At 28.8% G+C, this 15,858-nt stretch carries 19 protein-coding genes; 9 read left to right on the top strand and 10 right to left on the bottom strand.

Annotation, left to right across the window (positions count from 1 at the left end):
• The first annotated feature begins 232 nt into the window (after positions 1-232).
• The 6 genes from NZ698_RS09375 to NZ698_RS09400 all read left to right on the top strand — a co-directional run bounded on the left by NZ698_RS09375 (position 233) and on the right by NZ698_RS09400 (position 7,861).
• On the top strand, positions 233-1,981 hold the full coding sequence (locus NZ698_RS09375; RefSeq protein WP_263002850.1) for a response regulator transcription factor: 1,749 nt from the start codon (positions 233-235) through the stop codon (positions 1,979-1,981).
• 119 nt (positions 1,982-2,100) lie between these two features.
• A complete protein-coding gene (locus NZ698_RS09380; RefSeq protein ID WP_263002851.1) occupies positions 2,101-2,274 on the top strand; it encodes a hypothetical protein in 174 nt (57 codons plus the stop codon).
• 12 nt (positions 2,275-2,286) lie between these two features.
• Positions 2,287-4,536 carry a CocE/NonD family hydrolase gene (locus tag NZ698_RS09385; RefSeq protein WP_263002852.1) on the top strand — a complete coding sequence of 750 codons (2,250 nt, stop codon included), beginning with the start codon at positions 2,287-2,289 and terminating at the stop codon, positions 4,534-4,536.
• A 2-nt stretch (positions 4,537-4,538) separates the two neighbouring features.
• Positions 4,539-6,743 carry a lantibiotic dehydratase family protein gene (locus tag NZ698_RS09390; protein WP_263002853.1) on the top strand — a complete coding sequence of 735 codons (2,205 nt, stop codon included), beginning with the start codon at positions 4,539-4,541 and terminating at the stop codon, positions 6,741-6,743.
• 46 nt (positions 6,744-6,789) lie between these two features.
• The gene (locus tag NZ698_RS09395; protein ID WP_263002854.1) at positions 6,790-7,650 is read left to right on the top strand and encodes a thiopeptide-type bacteriocin biosynthesis protein; all 861 of its coding nucleotides are present in this window, start codon (positions 6,790-6,792) and stop codon (positions 7,648-7,650) included.
• 76 nt (positions 7,651-7,726) lie between these two features.
• Positions 7,727-7,861 (top strand): hypothetical protein, encoded by a 135-nt coding sequence (locus NZ698_RS09400; RefSeq protein ID WP_263002855.1) that lies wholly within the window; start codon positions 7,727-7,729, stop codon positions 7,859-7,861.
• Between the two features lie 113 nt (positions 7,862-7,974).
• Here the strand turns inward: NZ698_RS09400 and NZ698_RS09405 are convergent, their stop codons facing one another.
• From NZ698_RS09405 to NZ698_RS09430, 6 genes are all read right to left on the bottom strand, one after another.
• Positions 7,975-8,130: a bacteriocin-like protein gene (locus NZ698_RS09405; RefSeq protein WP_263002856.1), complete on the bottom strand. Its 156-nt coding sequence runs from the start codon at positions 8,128-8,130 to the stop codon at positions 7,975-7,977.
• A gap of 12 nt (positions 8,131-8,142) precedes the next feature.
• Positions 8,143-8,289, bottom strand: coding sequence for a bacteriocin-like protein (locus tag NZ698_RS09410; RefSeq protein WP_263002857.1), 147 nt, complete (start codon positions 8,287-8,289; stop codon positions 8,143-8,145).
• Positions 8,290-8,319: 30 nt separating this feature from the next.
• Positions 8,320-8,463 carry a bacteriocin-like protein gene (locus NZ698_RS09415; protein ID WP_263002858.1) on the bottom strand — a complete coding sequence of 48 codons (144 nt, stop codon included), beginning with the start codon at positions 8,461-8,463 and terminating at the stop codon, positions 8,320-8,322.
• Between the two features lie 97 nt (positions 8,464-8,560).
• The gene (locus tag NZ698_RS09420) at positions 8,561-10,069 is read right to left on the bottom strand and encodes a vitamin K epoxide reductase family protein (protein ID WP_263002859.1); all 1,509 of its coding nucleotides are present in this window, start codon (positions 10,067-10,069) and stop codon (positions 8,561-8,563) included.
• A gap of 278 nt (positions 10,070-10,347) precedes the next feature.
• Positions 10,348-11,166, bottom strand: a complete 819-nt coding sequence (locus NZ698_RS09425) for a GLPGLI family protein (RefSeq protein WP_263002860.1) — start codon at positions 11,164-11,166, stop codon at positions 10,348-10,350.
• A gap of 68 nt (positions 11,167-11,234) precedes the next feature.
• Complete coding sequence (locus NZ698_RS09430) at positions 11,235-11,435, bottom strand: bacteriocin-like protein (RefSeq protein ID WP_263002861.1); 201 nt, start codon at positions 11,433-11,435, stop codon at positions 11,235-11,237.
• 30 nt (positions 11,436-11,465) lie between these two features.
• Between NZ698_RS09430 and NZ698_RS09435 the strand changes: the two genes are divergently transcribed.
• Positions 11,466-11,837 (top strand): helix-turn-helix domain-containing protein, encoded by a 372-nt coding sequence (locus NZ698_RS09435; protein WP_263002862.1) that lies wholly within the window; start codon positions 11,466-11,468, stop codon positions 11,835-11,837.
• Positions 11,838-12,084: 247 nt separating this feature from the next.
• Here the strand turns inward: NZ698_RS09435 and NZ698_RS19550 are convergent, their stop codons facing one another.
• The 4 genes from NZ698_RS19550 to NZ698_RS09440 form a co-directional block, all read right to left on the bottom strand.
• Complete coding sequence (locus tag NZ698_RS19550; protein WP_438265560.1) at positions 12,085-12,249, bottom strand: bacteriocin-like protein; 165 nt, start codon at positions 12,247-12,249, stop codon at positions 12,085-12,087.
• 75 nt (positions 12,250-12,324) lie between these two features.
• Positions 12,325-12,504, bottom strand: a complete 180-nt coding sequence (locus tag NZ698_RS19555) for a bacteriocin-like protein (protein ID WP_438265561.1) — start codon at positions 12,502-12,504, stop codon at positions 12,325-12,327.
• Complete coding sequence (locus NZ698_RS19560; RefSeq protein WP_438265562.1) at positions 12,477-12,632, bottom strand: bacteriocin-like protein; 156 nt, start codon at positions 12,630-12,632, stop codon at positions 12,477-12,479. The genes NZ698_RS19555 and NZ698_RS19560 overlap by 28 nt, the downstream gene beginning before the upstream one ends.
• Positions 12,633-12,824: 192 nt before the next feature.
• Entirely contained in the window at positions 12,825-13,145 is a 321-nt protein-coding gene (locus tag NZ698_RS09440; RefSeq protein ID WP_263002863.1) for a hypothetical protein, read from the bottom strand.
• A 189-nt stretch (positions 13,146-13,334) separates the two neighbouring features.
• On the opposite strand from NZ698_RS09440, the gene NZ698_RS09445 reads away from it, so the two are divergent.
• Entirely contained in the window at positions 13,335-15,185 is a 1,851-nt protein-coding gene (locus NZ698_RS09445; RefSeq protein WP_263002864.1) for a tetratricopeptide repeat-containing sensor histidine kinase, read from the top strand.
• Entirely contained in the window at positions 15,182-15,793 is a 612-nt protein-coding gene (locus NZ698_RS09450) for a response regulator transcription factor (protein WP_263002865.1), read from the top strand. The genes NZ698_RS09445 and NZ698_RS09450 overlap by 4 nt, the downstream gene beginning before the upstream one ends.
• Positions 15,794-15,858 lie beyond the last annotated feature (65 nt).

Raw genomic sequence — 15,858 nt, forward strand, 5'->3', positions numbered from 1 at the left:
CACATACAAAAAATAAACATTCGTGTTTTTGTTGAAGCAAAGATGCATGAGATAATTAAAAAAGACAAACAACATATATCGAAATTGGTATATTTTGGATTTGGAATAGTCGAAATTGGTAAAAAAACAAATACTAAAAACAATAATTAACTAAAAATCAAATACTTAATTTACAATATTGAAAATCTAATTAATTCTAAAAAAAATGTAATTTTGCACTATAAAAACACAAATGTTCCGATTTTCTTTATTCTTAATTTTTTTAATCTGTCAAAATTTATTCTTCTCACAAAGTATAAAACACTTCCACATCCCTGATTCTCTTAAAAACAAAAATTATGAGCAACTACAAAATGCTTATGATAAAGTATTCAGAATAGATAATAATAAGGCAGAGATATTTGCCAATACAATTTTAAGCAAAGGGAAAAAGGAGAAAAATAGAGATCTTATTTATGATGGCTATTACAAAATTGCACATATAAAAGGATTGAAATCTGAAAATGGTCATCCATATGCAGATACATTATTATCTATAACACAAAATGTAGATACTAAAGACTATCCAGCAAAAGCACATATTATAAAAGGCATTCTATACAATTATGATTGGAAATACAATAAAGCTTTAGATCAATACATTGAAGCGCAAAAATCCTCTAAGAATAAAAATCCTGATCAGTTTTATTATATCAAGAAACTAATAGGAATTTTAAAAACTGCTACTGATGAAAATGAAGAGGCACTTCCTCTTTTTTTGGAGTATTATAATTACCAAAAGCAAAAAGTAAACACCGAAAAGAAAGATATTAAAAGCTACATAGGTTCTGTATTTTCAGTATCAAATGCTTACAGCAAAACAAAGAATTATCAAAAAAGTAAACAATATAATAAAATCGGAATTTCAGAATGTAAAAAGCACAATGATTATTCACATTATGCTTATTTTCTAATGTCGGAAGGTATTGCCGATTATTATTTAAAAAATTACAATATTGCCACAGAAAATCTCTTAGTTGTTGAAAAAAAACTTCTAAAGAATGAAGATCATCCTAATTTAGCAATTGTTTATTATTTTTTAGCTAAAATTAATACCGAAACTAAAAATGAAAAAAAAGCCGTCAACTATTTCATAAAATCAGATTCGCTTTCTTTTGTTTCGAATGAATTTTTGCCAGTAACTAGAGACGGATATGAAATACTGATAGATTATTATAAGAACAAAGGAGACAAAGAAAACCAACTTAAATATATTAATAAATTATTTCATGCAGACAGTATTATAAATAATAGTAAGCAATATCTTTCAAAGGAAATTTATAAAAAATATGATACACCCATCTTATTGGAAGAGAAAGAAAAGTTAATTTCTGATTTAAATAACAAAAATTCTATCTTATACTGGTTTCTCGGTATTGGGTTTTTTACTATTTCAATATTACTTTTCATGTTCATTAAAAATAAGAAGAGAGTAAAAGAATATAAAAAACAAGCAGAAATTTTATTATCAAAATCAACAAAAGAATTCGAATTCGTACATGAAGTAACGACTAATTCAGATGATTGGATCAACAAAAATTATCCCCCTCAAGAAAAACCAAAAAATACAGTTCCACATAATATACTAACAGAATTGAAGTTGCAACTTGAGTTATTTGAAACAAAAAAAGAATTCCTTCATAAAAACATAACTATAGACGGATTAGCAAAAGAATTTGGAACAAATCGCGACTATCTTTCAAAATCGGTAAATGAAATTAAAGAGCAAAATTTCTCACAATATTTGAATGAGTTACGGATCAATTATGTCGTGAAAGAATTAAAAAGTAATGAAAAACTGAGGAAATATACAATTTCTGCTATTGCAAGTGAAATAGGATACAATAATTCGGAATCATTTTCTAATGCTTTTAAGAAGATAACCGGCACTCTTCCTTCTTTTTACATAAAATTACTCAATCAAGAAACGAACATATTATAAATTGAAAATCAACAACTTACAAATAAAAACACACGGTATTGATAAATTTCGAGATCAATATTTTTGGTCGACTTATGAATTAGAGTTTATTTGCAGCTTAATTTAAAATTTTAATCAAAATGAAAAAACAGAAACAAGTAGAAAAAAAATTGTCATTAAAAAAATTACAGATGACTAAAATCACAAGTAGATTGAATTCTATTAGAGGAGGAGATAATGGTGTTGGTAATGATACCGTTTTGGATGAAACTTTCACAAAAAGTAAAAACAAAAATGGTGGTATTGAAAACTAATCAATTACTTTAATGAAAAAAATTTTCTTCATATATTTTATCTTTTTCTCACAATTTGTTTTTTGTCAAAAAATAAGTTTACAAGAATTTATTAAAACTGATTCTTCAAATTTTAAAAATATTGCTAAATATTTAGCGAAAGAAGTCGAGGTTAAATACAAAGAAAAAGATTCTGCTGCGTATTATGATAATCTTTTTAGAATAAATCTGGTAAATGAAAAATATGATTTAGCACTTTATCACCTTAATCTTGTTAGGGACATTTATACAAAAAGAAATCCCGCTCTGTCTAAGGAAATGGGAAGCCAATTTGAAATTTACATTAATACTATAAAAAGATTAAATTACAACAAAGATTTTGATAAAATATATGAAGAAGAATTTAGAAAAAAATATAAAAATCTATCTTTAAAATCACAAATTACTTTTCCACAGTATTTTATTTATAATAAAATACAAACGAAAAAAGACATTGAAGAAATAATAATAAAAAATATCAAAGAGGGAAGTATTGAGATCAAAGATGCTGTACAATTATGTAGAAAATATAATACTTATAATATAGGTGGAAAAACATTTGATCTAGGAACTAAGTTAATTAAAAAACTTGAAAAGGAAGATTTTATAATTTATGATAGCATAAAAGTTATTACAAAAAACAATGAGATACTTACACTCAGCATCATATTAAGTAACAAGAATAAAACTGCTCAAAATACTATCCTTATAAATACTATCTATTCAGATACAGATAATATAGCTGAAGCAAAACAATATGCAATCAATGGCTATGCAGCAGCGATAGTAAATACGCGTGGTAAATATTTAAGCCCAAATGCAATTGAACCTTTTGAACATGAGTCAGAAGATATCAATGAAGTTATTGATTGGATTATAAAACAGCCGTGGAGTAATGGAAAAGTAGGAATGATCGGCGGAAGCTATTTAGGTTTTAGCCAATGGGCCGCAACAAAGCAATTGCATCCTGCATTGAAAACAATAATACCTCAAGCATCTGTAGGAATTGGCAGTATGGATTTTCCTATGAATAACAATATATATTCATCTTATTTTTTGCGCTGGCTAAATTACGTAATGAATACAAAAATGACAGATTATGATGATTTTTCTAATTTAGAAAAGTGGAATTCTATATATAAAAAATGGTATGAAAGTGGAAAACCTTTCAACAAGCTAGATTCTATTAGCGGAAAACCAAATACTATTTTCCAACGATGGCTTTCTCATCCCAGCCATGACAACTACTGGCAAAAAATGGTTCCATATAAAAAAGAATTTTCTAAAATCAGTATTCCTATTCTTACAACAACTGGTTATTATGACACAGACCAGTTAGGAGCATTGTATTATTTTAGAGAACATTATAAATATAATAAAAACGCTAATCATTATTTAATTATTGGACCATATGATCATTCCGGAGCTCAAGGAAATATAAAAAGTGATTTGAAAGGCTATAATGTGGATCAAGTGGCCAATATTGATTTAGATAAAATTTGTATTGAATGGTTTGACTATGTATTAAAGAATAAAAAGAAACCTGAATTTCTAAAAAATAAAATAAATTATCAAGTTATGGGTACTAATCAATGGAAAAGTACAAATTCCATACATGATTTTGATAATAATAAAATGAAATTTTATTTGGAAAATAAAGATAATAACTACATCTTATCAAAATCAAAACTAAGTAATAAAAGTTTTTCATCCCTTAAAGTTGATTATAAAAACAGATCCGATGCTGATGAATTGCTCAAACTGGAATATGATGTAATTGAAGATACTATTTATAATAAAAACAATTTGATTTTCTCTACGGATGCATTTGAAAAACCATTTGAATTATCTGGTAATTTTTCAGGTAATTTAAAATTTTCAATGAATAAAAAAGACTGTGATGTTTTGATGTGCTTATATGAGCTTATGCCTAATGGAAAATATTTTTTATTATCAACATATTTAGGAAGAGCAAGCTATGCAAAAAATAGTAAAAAAAGAAATTTGCTTACACCAAATAAAAAAGAAACGGTCTCGATATACAATAATGAATTTGTAAGTAAAAAAATAGAGGCAGGAAGCAAATTAGTTCTGACAGTCGGTATTAATAAGAGTCCTTACTATCAAATTAACTACGGCACAGGAAAAGACGTAAGCGAAGAAACAATAGCTGATGCAAGAGAACCTTTGGAAATAAAATGGTATAACGACAGTTATATTGAAATTCCAATTCTAAAAGAATAAAAATGCCCCAATTCCCTTATCATTTTTTTGAAGAGTATATCGTACGTACTCCCATATTTTCACGCAGAAATTTTCAGGGAAAAGCATACAAAGAAACATTTTCGGATGGAGAATTAAAAGAAATTTGCAGTAATTCGGTTTTTCAGGAGGCAATTTATCTCGCGTCTCCCAATTTATATAAAGAATTAAAAAACTGGTTAGATTCAAAAAAAGAATTATCCACAAGTCAACACCAAAAACTTAAAAACACCATCTTAAAATACTACACGAGAATGAGTACAAGATGTACCCCATTCGGATTATTTTCAGGAGTTGGCTTGGGGAAATTTAATAATCAAAGAGAAAATGACAAACTTTCTGACAACATCAAATTACAATCAGTAAGGGATACAAAATTAGATATGCATTTGCTGGATACTCTCGCGAAGACTTTAGAGAAAAATCCAAACATCAGAAATCAACTTCTTTATTCCCAAAATAATAGTATTTATAAAATAGGGAAGAAAATTCGTTACGTAGAGTACGAATATAAAGATGGAAAAAGAGATTACATTATTTCGTCTGCTCCACTTTCTGAAGAGTTATTTCAGATATTAGATTTCTCAAAACAAGGAAAAACAATCTCGCAGATTGCAGAAATTCTTATAAGTGATGAAATAAGCTATGAAGAAGCTAATGAATTCATAGAAGAATTAATTGACAATCAGGTTTTGATAAGCGAACTGGAGCCCAATGTTTCAGGATGCGATTTTTTAGACACTCTAATTTCTGTTCTAAGCCGAATTGAAGCTAAAAATAAGACCGCCATTTTAATTTCGATAAAAAATAAACTAGCCGAATTGGACTTAAAGATCGGAAACCAAGTTTCTTTATACTCAGAAATTGAAGATCTGATTAAATCTTTCAAAACAGATTATGAGCAAAAATATCTCTTCCAAACGGACGTATACTTTAAAGATAAAATTACAATTTCAACTCATTGGAAAAAAGAAATTAAAAAAGGCTTGAGTTTTCTCAATAAGATTACTTTACTAAGCAAAGACACACCTATTGAACATTTTAAAAAAGCCTTTTACGAAAGATTTGAAACTCAGGAAGTACCTTTATCATATGTATTGGATACAGAAATAGGTATAGGCTACCTTCAAAACAAAAGTGTTAAAGGAATTCATCCTTACATAGATGATTTAAAACTTAATAATTCTCAAAAGAAACAAAATTTCCATATTAAGCTAACTCCATTTCAGATGATACTTAATGAAAAATTACAGGAAGCTTTATTAGAAAAACAATTTACAATCTCATTAAAAGATGATGATATTAAAGACTTTGAAGAAAAATGGTATGATTTGCCCGATACTTTATCTGTAATGGTAGAAATCATTTCTGAAAACAATCAAGAGAAGTTATGCATCGGAAGTACAGGAGGTAGCAGTGCTGCAAATCTTTTAGGAAGATTCTGCTCTGAAAAATCACAAGTACAGAACCTAACTAAAACAATTACACAAAAAGAAGAAGAGCTAAACCCAGACTGTATTTTAGCAGAAATTATCCACCTTCCCGAAGCCAGAATCGGAAATGTAATCAGAAGACCAACACTAAGGAAATACGAAATTCCGTATTTGGCACAATCCGTTTTGTCAAAAGAAAATCAAATAGTGGTTGATGATCTGTATATTTCTTTGAAAAACGATCGAATCATATTACGTTCTAAAAAATTCGATAAAGAAATTATGCCTCATCTAACAAACGCTCATAATTATTATACCAATACCTTACCTGTTTATCACTTCTTGTCAGATCTGAATTCACAAAATACTCGGACAGGTTTATACTTCAATTGGGGAGGTCTTTCTCAGATTTATAAATTTCTGCCAAGAGTCGAATATGGAAACATCATTTTATCAAAAGCTCAATGGAATATCACAGAAAAAGAAATTGCTGCAATAGAGTCATTGCTGGAAAATAAAAATGAATTCCTTTCACTAATGAAAATATGGCGAAGCAAAAGACAAATTCCTAAATGGATTCAGTGGGTAAAATCTGATATTACGTTACCGATGAATTTGGCAAATTACGATATGGCTCAACTCTTTGTACATACCATAAAAAGTGAAAAATCAATCACTATTGAAGAATTTTTGTATAATGAAAATGACGATTTCATGCGAGAATTTATATTCCCGATGTACAGAGAAAAGCTCTAAGATTAGTAGTCCCGGCTCAGATAAAAGTACAAAAGAATAAAGATAAATGACGAACAAAAGAAAATTTATACCAGGAGATGAATGGCTTTATCTGAAAGTTTATGCAGGAATTACAACTGCAGATATTATTTTGGAAGAAGCTATACAATCCTTAGCAGAATATTTTCAGGAAAATAACTATATCTCCAAATGGTTTTTCATTCGCTATCATGATCCAAAACCGCATTTGAGAATAAGATTTTTTTTAAATCAATCTAAAGATTATTTAACAGTTCTAAATAAAATTACAAACGAGCTTCAAGAGTTTACAAATAATGGAGAAATTTCAAATATTTTAGCTGAAACTTATAGCAAAGAAATTGAGCGTTACGGGCAAAGCACCATAGAAGACGCCGAAACGTTATTTCATAAAAATAGCGAATTTACCTTGCTGTGTTTGCCATACGATGATGAAGATAAGTTGATATTCAGTATTTTTTATATTAATGAAATATTGAATAATCTTAATCTTGATATTCAGGAAAAGCTCGTCTGGATTAAAAATTTTAATGATTGTTTTAAAGAAGAATTTAATGCCAATAAAAATCTCAACAGTCAGTTAGATAAAAAATATAGAGCGTTTAAACCGAAGTTGATGAACTTCATGTATTCGGATGAGTTTTCGGATGAAAGAAATGCCATTATTCTTCATATCGAAGAATGTGACACTGTATTAAAACAGGTTCTTCAGCGTTCTCAAAAGCAATCTCTGGAAGTTGCTTTACAAAGTTTTTTTCAAAGTATATTCCATATGAACATCAATAGACTTTTTGTTTCTAATCAAAGATTGTTTGAGATGATTATTTATGATTATCTAGTAAGGTATTATAAATCATTAGCATTTTACAACCTCCATGAAAAAGCTTGATAATTAAACATCTCAATTAATGAATAGAGATGATTTATCAAAATAAGCAAAATCTAATATCAAAAAGGAAAATGACATGATAAAAATAACTGACCTGGAATGGCAAAGAATTACAAAACTTTTGGATGTTGAAATTGAAGAAATTTATGAAGAACACATTGAACAAAATACAATTAACTTAAAAGAAGAGTTACAACTATTGAAAGAGTAAAATTAAAATTTTAGAACAAAAATTTAGCATATTATTATTAAGAAAGAGACTGTATTCAGTCTCTTTCTTTTTTTAGTAGTTTAGATTTTACAATGAATCATTACTAAAATCTTCTATACATACTGCGGACAAACAACTGCCGGACAGTAGATTTTCGGACATCTTGGTCTGCCGTCAGTAGGACAGCAAGCAGTTGAGCAGCCGATTATCGGTCCTGATCCCAAGATGTCTTTCATTTCGTTTCTTGCTAATTTTTTCAAATTTTTCATAAGATTAATTTTTTAAGATTCTACGGGACATGCAATAATACAAATAACATTAGGACATCTTTTTATTCCCGGAGGTGGGCAACATGCTTGAGAGCAACCTGCAGCTCCACCATTAATGTCTTTCATTTGACTTCTTGATACTTTTTTTAAATTTTTCATAATACTGTAATTTAGTTTGTTTGATGATTATTATGGCTGGTTTCCACCACCGCATCCGTCGTAAGGCATGCATTTCCATTTTCCGTCGATCAGGCAAAGTTGTCCACCTTTGCAGGTAAGACCTCCCTGAATCGTTTTCATTTCCTGTCGGTTGATTTTTTTTAAATTTTTCATAAAAATTGAATTTGGTAATTTCCTACTCTTTTTTAAGCTTTTCGGAATTCGCTTTTAATCAATTTAAAATTAATAAAATTTAATTAAATGAAAATTATTACGCAGGAAAATCTTCATCCTCAATTAATTCGCTGATAAAATAGTTAATATCTTCACGGTCATATTTATCCGGAAACTGATAACCATTGATGATAAAGACCGGTGTAAAATTAAGTCCGGCTGAACTATTTTCTGCAGTCATCTGAATAATATTGGCAAGATCTTGCGGATTTTCTGTTCCCGATTTTCTCCTAATTTCACTCTCATCTTTATTTTTAAACCAAATATCTACAGAATTTAAAAATTCTTTTTGTGATTTGTTGTTATAAATGCTCAAAAAATCTGAAATAAGCCGAGTATATTTTTCATCAGCTCTTTCATTTGAATAGTTGAACCTCATCTGTGCAGAAATTTCATCAGGATATTGCAATAATAAATCTTCTACAATCTTATGAGCGTCCTTACAAAATCCACAGTAGGGATTAGAAACAACAGAAATATGAAGTTTTGCATCTATGTTTCCTACGAAAAATGTCTGTTGATCAGAAAACTCAATTTTTTCATTATCGGTAAGTTCTCTTTTGAACAGATCATAATTTCTTTTAAATCTTAAATTTTTTGAGTTAGATTTTTTGAGTTCTTCCTTTTGATTCATCAGATTGTTTAAAAAAGCAACCGTAAAAAATAGAGAAATAAATAATATGACACTCGTAAAGATAACAGGCATATTTATTTCCCAACTAAAATAGAAAGAACTTAATGCGATCTGACCCAGCAAAACAAAAATAATCACCAGACATACTCTACATAACGATTTTTCTACAAAAGCCTGAACATAAAATGAGTAAAGAATCACCAGAACCGAAATCATTGAAGTAATACGCAAAATAACCTGTGACTGCGGAAGAACAAGCCCGACAAACGTAATTCCCAAGAAATAAATTAAGCTAAAATCTGAAAGTTTCAGTCCTAAAACATCTGTTTTATCGGAAGAAAAAATCTTTGAACATGAACTTTGAGAAGAACTATTGGCAGCACCACCGCAAATATTACTAACAACAGCAGATTCCTGACCAAATTTCTGATTAAAAAGCTCTAACGATATGTAAACTCCAACCAATGACAATAAGTTGAAAACACTTTCGTACCAGGTAAACTGGAGAAACGAATAAAGAATAATAATCGCAAAAACTAAGTAAATTATGGGTCTAAAGTTGAAAAAAGATTTTGTTTTTACATTTTCAGTTTTTTCAAAAAGAAGTACGAAATCTCCGGAATTTTTGTAAAGCTCTTCCTTATTCAGCGTTTTTATTTTATCTGAATAAATTGTAAAATCGTTTCCTTTCTTTTTGACTAAAGAAAACGAATTATCAACCAAAGCCATGTATTCTTCCGGCAATTCGTCCCAATATTCTTTGTCTAATTCGTAGGCATCATTTTTTAATCCCAAAAAATTGAGAGTATCGCTGAAAGCCAATGCTGAAGGGTAATTGGGATGAGAATTGAACTGAAAATAAAATTCCTGTTTGTCGAGCTTAAAATGGTCTATGAGTTTGTCGAAATTCATGTAGTGATAGGTGTTATTATTTGAGCTGAAATTTACTAATTATTTTAAATTTTGCTATTTTTTAAAGAAAACAAATTTATTGATTGTGAAAAGGAAACAAAATAACATGATCATGTTATTTTGTTGAATCGTACTTAAAATTAATAAAGTGAAGTTTTCACAAGAAAACAATTGAACTAAAATTGCACTAAAATAAATTATTATTGTACGTATAGTTTATGAGTTGATCGAAATTCATATGTTGATTTGGTGTTTATTAATTATTATGAAGATAATAATTAATTTTTAAGTAATTCAAGTTCGATAATATTATTATCTTTTTTCAACTCTTCAAGTGCTTGTTTTTCAAATAGACGAAAAACTTCTTCTCCCGAATGAAAAACACCATTCGCATCCGTTTGGTCTGGAAAAGCCCCAACCGAACCTGCCATCGGATCTTTTCGAAAATTCTTATAAATTTTCACATATTTTGGATACGTTATTTTCATATCTTTAAAATTATTCACATAAGGATAAATAAAATCTCCTTTTGTGGCTTTTATTCCTTTAAGTTCAAAAATGTGGTTTTTGTGAGTGTCTTCTATTTTAAGAATCAATCCCGGAAGTCCAAAAAATTTATACGGACCACTTTTTATCGGGATCTCTTTTGCAAACCACGCAATCCACCTTCTGCCTCCAAACTCTGTGGTTGCTTTTTGCACATTGTACCCCAAAATATTATCAAACTCCGCAAGTACATTCCATTTTAAATCTATACTCTGACTAACCGAATATCTATAATCTGGAACAATTGTAATATATTCAACTTTTTGAGTATTAATATTTCTAACGACTCTATCCCTATTCATTTTTATGTTAGGGGGCATGGAAAAAACTCCTTTTTCAAAATCTGCATTCAAGGTTGAGTCCGATTTGTATTTTTCAAAACTATAAAATTCTGATTTATCTTTATTAATATTCAAAACCATTATTTCTTTCTCTATATTTTTCACGTTTGTAGAATCAGGAATAAATTTGTATTCGTAGAGAAACTGTTTGTTTTGACCAAAAATATTAATTGATGTGAAAATAAGAATGATGATTTTAAAAGTATTCATTATATTTTTTTATTTAAAACAAAAGCTGTTAAATAATTATTCAACAGCCTAAATTATTTTAGTTGATTTTAAAAACAGCTTCGTAAAAAATAACCTGATGGACAATTGCTTCCAATACTACATGATCCGCAATTATACAGAGTAAGACAACATTGATAAGTTTTTTCAACTGCTTCCCCATCACCCAAGCCTTCTTCAATACCCAGATTTTTTTTCCCACCAACTAAGTTTTTTAGTTCTCTTCTTGAAATTTTTTTTAAATTTTTCATTTTGTTAATTTAAATTTAGTAAATATTCTTTTGCATACAATCCCTGACATTGGATTTTTGCTGATCAGCGATAAAATATTTATTTCTTATACTGTACACTTACAAAAAACAAATATTTATAATTACTCTCGCAAAGAACGGGGTGAAACAAGAATTCATGATGAAGAATGGCAAAAAATTGCTAATGCTTTAGATGTTCCTGTTGAAGAAATAAAAGAAGAAAAACATTCAGGTATTGTTCACAATGATAATTCGACTTTACATGATCGGTCTGGAAGCTATATTCATAATTATAACATTCCAAATTCTATTGTAGAAAACCTTCAGGATTATATTTCAATTCTTAAGAAGGAAATTGAAAATTTAAAAGAAGAGAATACAGCTTTGAAAGCTGAGAAATAAATTTAATTTGTAATAATTGCAACCCTTCCAGCATTTAAAACGCTGGAAGGGTTTTTTAATACATTAGTTTTAGAATTGTTTGATTAAGATTTTAAAAACAATTTAAATCTTCTAAACAAAAAAAAAATCTACTTTAAAAGCTTATAAACAATTAAAATACCAAGCCCAAGTGTATCTTTTTCTCACTTTAGACTGGACTTAAATCATAAGAACACCGCTACCGCTAAATCAATCTAATAACATTTGATTAAACTGGATTAGTTACAGGGCAAAGAGGAATTATTCTATTGCAACACGGTGGAGCAAGGTGTGGATTTCTGACATAACTACAACAACCTCTTGATGAGCATTGCATCATTCCTCCATTAAATGACTTTAAATCTTCTCTTGATAATTTTTTTAAATTTTTCATAGTGATTTTTTTAAATTTTAATTAATAATTATTTTTAAAAATATGCACTAAAGTAATTTTAGTGCATATAGTTACTTATTGACCTAAGCAACTGTAATCCCAAGAGCTGCAAACTCTAGTTCTAGGATTCCAAGTTATACAACAAGAAGGTACCATACCTCCAAAAATAGCTTTTTGCTCTTCTTTTGAAATTTTCTTTAGATTTGTCATAATTATTTTATTTGACATTAGCACATTTGATTGTTCGGTATGCATTTTCCATCACAAAACTGCTCTCCTCTTTTGCATTTACATGCTGTCGGAGGATAAGGACCACTACAGTCATACCATCCACCACTGATAGATTTCAAATTTTCTTTTGAGATTTTTTTTAGATTTTTCATAAAATAGTTTGTTTTGATTTTTCCTACTCTTTTTAAAGCTTTTCGGATTACGCTTTGATGATTTTGAAGTTAAAATTTATTGGGATGTAAATCTTTACTTTGATAAATCAATATAGAAACATTTGTGTTTTTTTCTTTAGCAATAAGACGAGAAATTATGCCCAACTGCTTTTTAATAATAATTATTATTTGTTATGGTTTAATAAATGATTCTGATATATTTATATTGGTTGGCGTAATAACATCTACAGAAATATAATGAATCCCTGGTCTCAGATTTGAGATATCAATCAAGTAAGAATTTGTCGGACGAATTTGCTGATCTTCACAAATAGTCACACCAGATCCGCTATACAACGAATAACTGTTAAATCTCGCGTCTGAGCGTGTAAGAGAGATTCTCAAATTATTTCCATCTCGTACTACAAGTAAGTTTGGCAAATTATTCCCCGACCCACTTCCTTCTCCACTAGAACTTTTGACTTTGGTACCGTCACCCTCTAATGTTGACACTCCACTAGTCTGCGCAAAATATAATGAGCATCCAAATAAAAAAAATATTAAAGTTTTTAGCATAATTATATTGTTTTACTTAACAAAAGTATTGTAAATACATATTGCACGCTATACCATAAATATGGTATATTTACTTCTATGATGAAATATTTTATATTGTTCTGCGTGTTTAGCAGTATTTTTTTCATGGGTCAGAAGAAAGATCCTGAGATTGAAAAAATGCTGACAAAGTACAGAAGTAATTTAAGCGAGAATTTAGATTCTTCTTTCTATTATATAAACAAAATCAAAATTATAAGTGAACATAAAGGCGATAATTTTTACCTGTCAAAAGGATTTTATGGATTAGGTTACTGTTATTATAAAAAAGGAGATATACAAAAAGCTCAAAAATATATTTCCACGTCTATCCCAATTGCTGTCAAATCTAAAAACTTTCAAACACTCGCTTTAGCTTACAATCAATTGGGGCTGATTAAAAATAACGAGAGTAATTATCCAGTTGCAATACAATTATTCTTAAAATCATTAAAAATATCAGAGAAAAATGAACTTAATGAGAAGAGTTTTGCTTTAAAAAATTTAGGAAATCTTTTTTTATCTCAAAACGACACCACTCAAGCGATAAAGTATTTTGAAGAAGATTACCTTTTTACAAAAGAAAAGAAATTAATTCCCGAACAATTCGGAAGCTGTAATAATCTGGGATTAATTTTGCGAAAGAAAAATCCCGGTTTAGCATTGCAATATTTTAATACCGCTCTTTCTACCGCGAAAAAACTTGATAATAAAAGATGGCAGTATGATGTTCATATAAATTTATCAGTGCTTTATATGAGTGCTAATGAATATAAAGACTATAACAAAACTATAATTCACCTGAAAAATGCGAAAAAACTGATTGACGAAATTGGGGATTCAAATTTATATTTTTTATACTACTATAACTTTGGCGGTTATTATTACAAAAAAGGTCAATATTCTAATGCTGTAGATTATTATTTCAAAGCTGAAAAAATTGTCCAAAATTCTTCTATTCCTTTAGATTATAAAATTTCTTTGATGGATGATCTTCATTCAGCGCTCGAAAACAACGGTGATTATAAAAAAGCTTATCAATACCAGAAAATTTATCACAAGCTCAATGACAGTATTTTCAGTGTAGAAAAAGCCAAAAACATCAACGAAATCATTACCAAATATGAAGTTGATAAAAAAAACAGTCAAATAAAATTACTCAATCAGCAGAAAGAATTTCAGGAGAAAAAAAGCAAATTAGTGTTGATCAGTTCTCTTTTATTCATTTTAATTTTAATTGGATTTTTGTATTTTGTTTATAAAAAGTCACAGTTTCAGAAAAGACTGAGGCATCAGGAAAACATAAATTATCATCAGGAAAAAGAAAAATTAATACAGAACCAAAAGCTCAATGAAATGAGTGCAGTAATAAAAGGTCAGGATTTTGAGAGAAACAGAATTGCAAAGGACCTTCACGATGGTGTTGCCGGAGATTTGGCAGGAATAAAACTTTTATTAGCTAAAGAAAATTTGGATCTTAATAATAAAAATCTGGAAAAAATTCAGGATAATCTTTCTGATGTATTTCAGGAAATAAGGCAAATTTCGCATAATCTGAGTCTCAATAATCTTAAAGACAAAAACCTTAAAGATCTTTTATTAGATTTGGAATTAAATTACCAAAAAAGGAATGAATTCAATTTTGAGGTTCATATTTATCCCGAAGATGCAGTTGATGATTTAAGCGAAATAAACAAAATCAACATCTACAGAATTTTACAGGAATTGCTGAGTAATATTTCTAAACACGCAAAAGCAACTGAAGTAGAATTATCCATCAACAGACACCTGAATGAGATTAATATCATCATCACCGATAACGGAATAGGATTCAGCATTGACAAAAAAGGAGTTGGCCTAAATAATATTCAGGAAAGATTGCAGACAATATCGGGCGAGATCAATATTCAGTCAGATTTAAATAAAGGCACATCAATAGTTATTGAGCTAAAATTATGAAGAACACAATAAAGATTGCTATCATAGACGATCATCTTATTTTTTTGAAAGGTCTTACGATGCTTTTGGAACAGGATGATGAGTTTGAAGTAATATATGCCTTCAGCAACTATTCCGATTTATTAAAGAGCTTAAAGCTTCAAAAACCCGACTTATTGATAACCGATATTTCAATGCCGGAAATCAATGGTATTGAGCTCTCCAAAATGGTAAGGCAAATTTACCCAACTATAAAAATCATGGTGATGAGTTCTTATTCTAATATGATATCTGCTTCCGATGTCGATGGTTATTTGCTAAAAGATACAAACTCTGAAATACTGATTGAAAGCATCAAAAAAATTGTATTGAATAACGAGAAAGTTTTTCATAAAGATTTTAAGACAGATAAAAAATATGAATTTAATAAAAGTATCGTAAGCAAAAGAGAAAAAGAGATCATCAATTTTATATGTAAAGGTTGTACAACCGATGAAATATCCGAAAAACTCTTCATCAGTAAACATACGGTAGAGACGCACCGAAAAAACATTTTTAACAAACTACAGGTAAATAATATTGCTGGATTGGTGAAAAAATCAATTAGTTTAGGGATCATTGATATTTAGCAAAAACCTGTTTATTATTTTTTTCAACAAAAATAAAACATAACCAAATTTTAATTATCTTTACA

This window comes from Chryseobacterium edaphi, assembly GCF_025628985.1.
GTDB classification, from domain to species: domain Bacteria; phylum Bacteroidota; class Bacteroidia; order Flavobacteriales; family Weeksellaceae; genus Chryseobacterium; species Chryseobacterium edaphi.

Bases quoted from the DNA above. Each gene is read 5' to 3' on its own strand.
- NZ698_RS09425 (WP_263002860.1), bottom strand. From the start codon at position 11,166: ATGAATACTTTTAAAATCATCATTCTTATTTTCACATCAATTAATATT.
- NZ698_RS09390 (WP_263002853.1), top strand. From the start codon at position 4,539: ATGCCCCAATTCCCTTATCATTTTTTTGAAGAGTATATCGTACGTACT.
- NZ698_RS09415 (WP_263002858.1), bottom strand. From the start codon at position 8,463: ATGAAAAATTTAAAAAAAATCAACCGACAGGAAATGAAAACGATTCAG.
- NZ698_RS09405 (WP_263002856.1), bottom strand. From the start codon at position 8,130: ATGAAAAATTTGAAAAAATTAGCAAGAAACGAAATGAAAGACATCTTG.
- NZ698_RS09420 (WP_263002859.1), bottom strand. From the start codon at position 10,069: ATGAATTTCGACAAACTCATAGACCATTTTAAGCTCGACAAACAGGAA.
- NZ698_RS09410 (WP_263002857.1), bottom strand. From the start codon at position 8,289: ATGAAAAATTTAAAAAAAGTATCAAGAAGTCAAATGAAAGACATTAAT.
- NZ698_RS09380 (WP_263002851.1), top strand. From the start codon at position 2,101: ATGAAAAAACAGAAACAAGTAGAAAAAAAATTGTCATTAAAAAAATTA.
- NZ698_RS19560 (WP_438265562.1), bottom strand. From the start codon at position 12,632: ATGAAAAATCTAAAAAAAATCTCAAAAGAAAATTTGAAATCTATCAGT.
- NZ698_RS09445 (WP_263002864.1), top strand. From the start codon at position 13,335: ATGGGTCAGAAGAAAGATCCTGAGATTGAAAAAATGCTGACAAAGTAC.
- NZ698_RS09375 (WP_263002850.1), top strand. From the start codon at position 233: ATGTTCCGATTTTCTTTATTCTTAATTTTTTTAATCTGTCAAAATTTA.
- NZ698_RS09400 (WP_263002855.1), top strand. From the start codon at position 7,727: ATGATAAAAATAACTGACCTGGAATGGCAAAGAATTACAAAACTTTTG.
- NZ698_RS09450 (WP_263002865.1), top strand. From the start codon at position 15,182: ATGAAGAACACAATAAAGATTGCTATCATAGACGATCATCTTATTTTT.
- NZ698_RS09385 (WP_263002852.1), top strand. From the start codon at position 2,287: ATGAAAAAAATTTTCTTCATATATTTTATCTTTTTCTCACAATTTGTT.
- NZ698_RS19550 (WP_438265560.1), bottom strand. From the start codon at position 12,249: ATGAAAAATTTAAAAAAATTATCAAGAGAAGATTTAAAGTCATTTAAT.
- NZ698_RS19555 (WP_438265561.1), bottom strand. From the start codon at position 12,504: ATGCATACCGAACAATCAAATGTGCTAATGTCAAATAAAATAATTATG.
- NZ698_RS09430 (WP_263002861.1), bottom strand. From the start codon at position 11,435: ATGAAAAATTTAAAAAAAATTTCAAGAAGAGAACTAAAAAACTTAGTT.
- NZ698_RS09395 (WP_263002854.1), top strand. From the start codon at position 6,790: ATGACGAACAAAAGAAAATTTATACCAGGAGATGAATGGCTTTATCTG.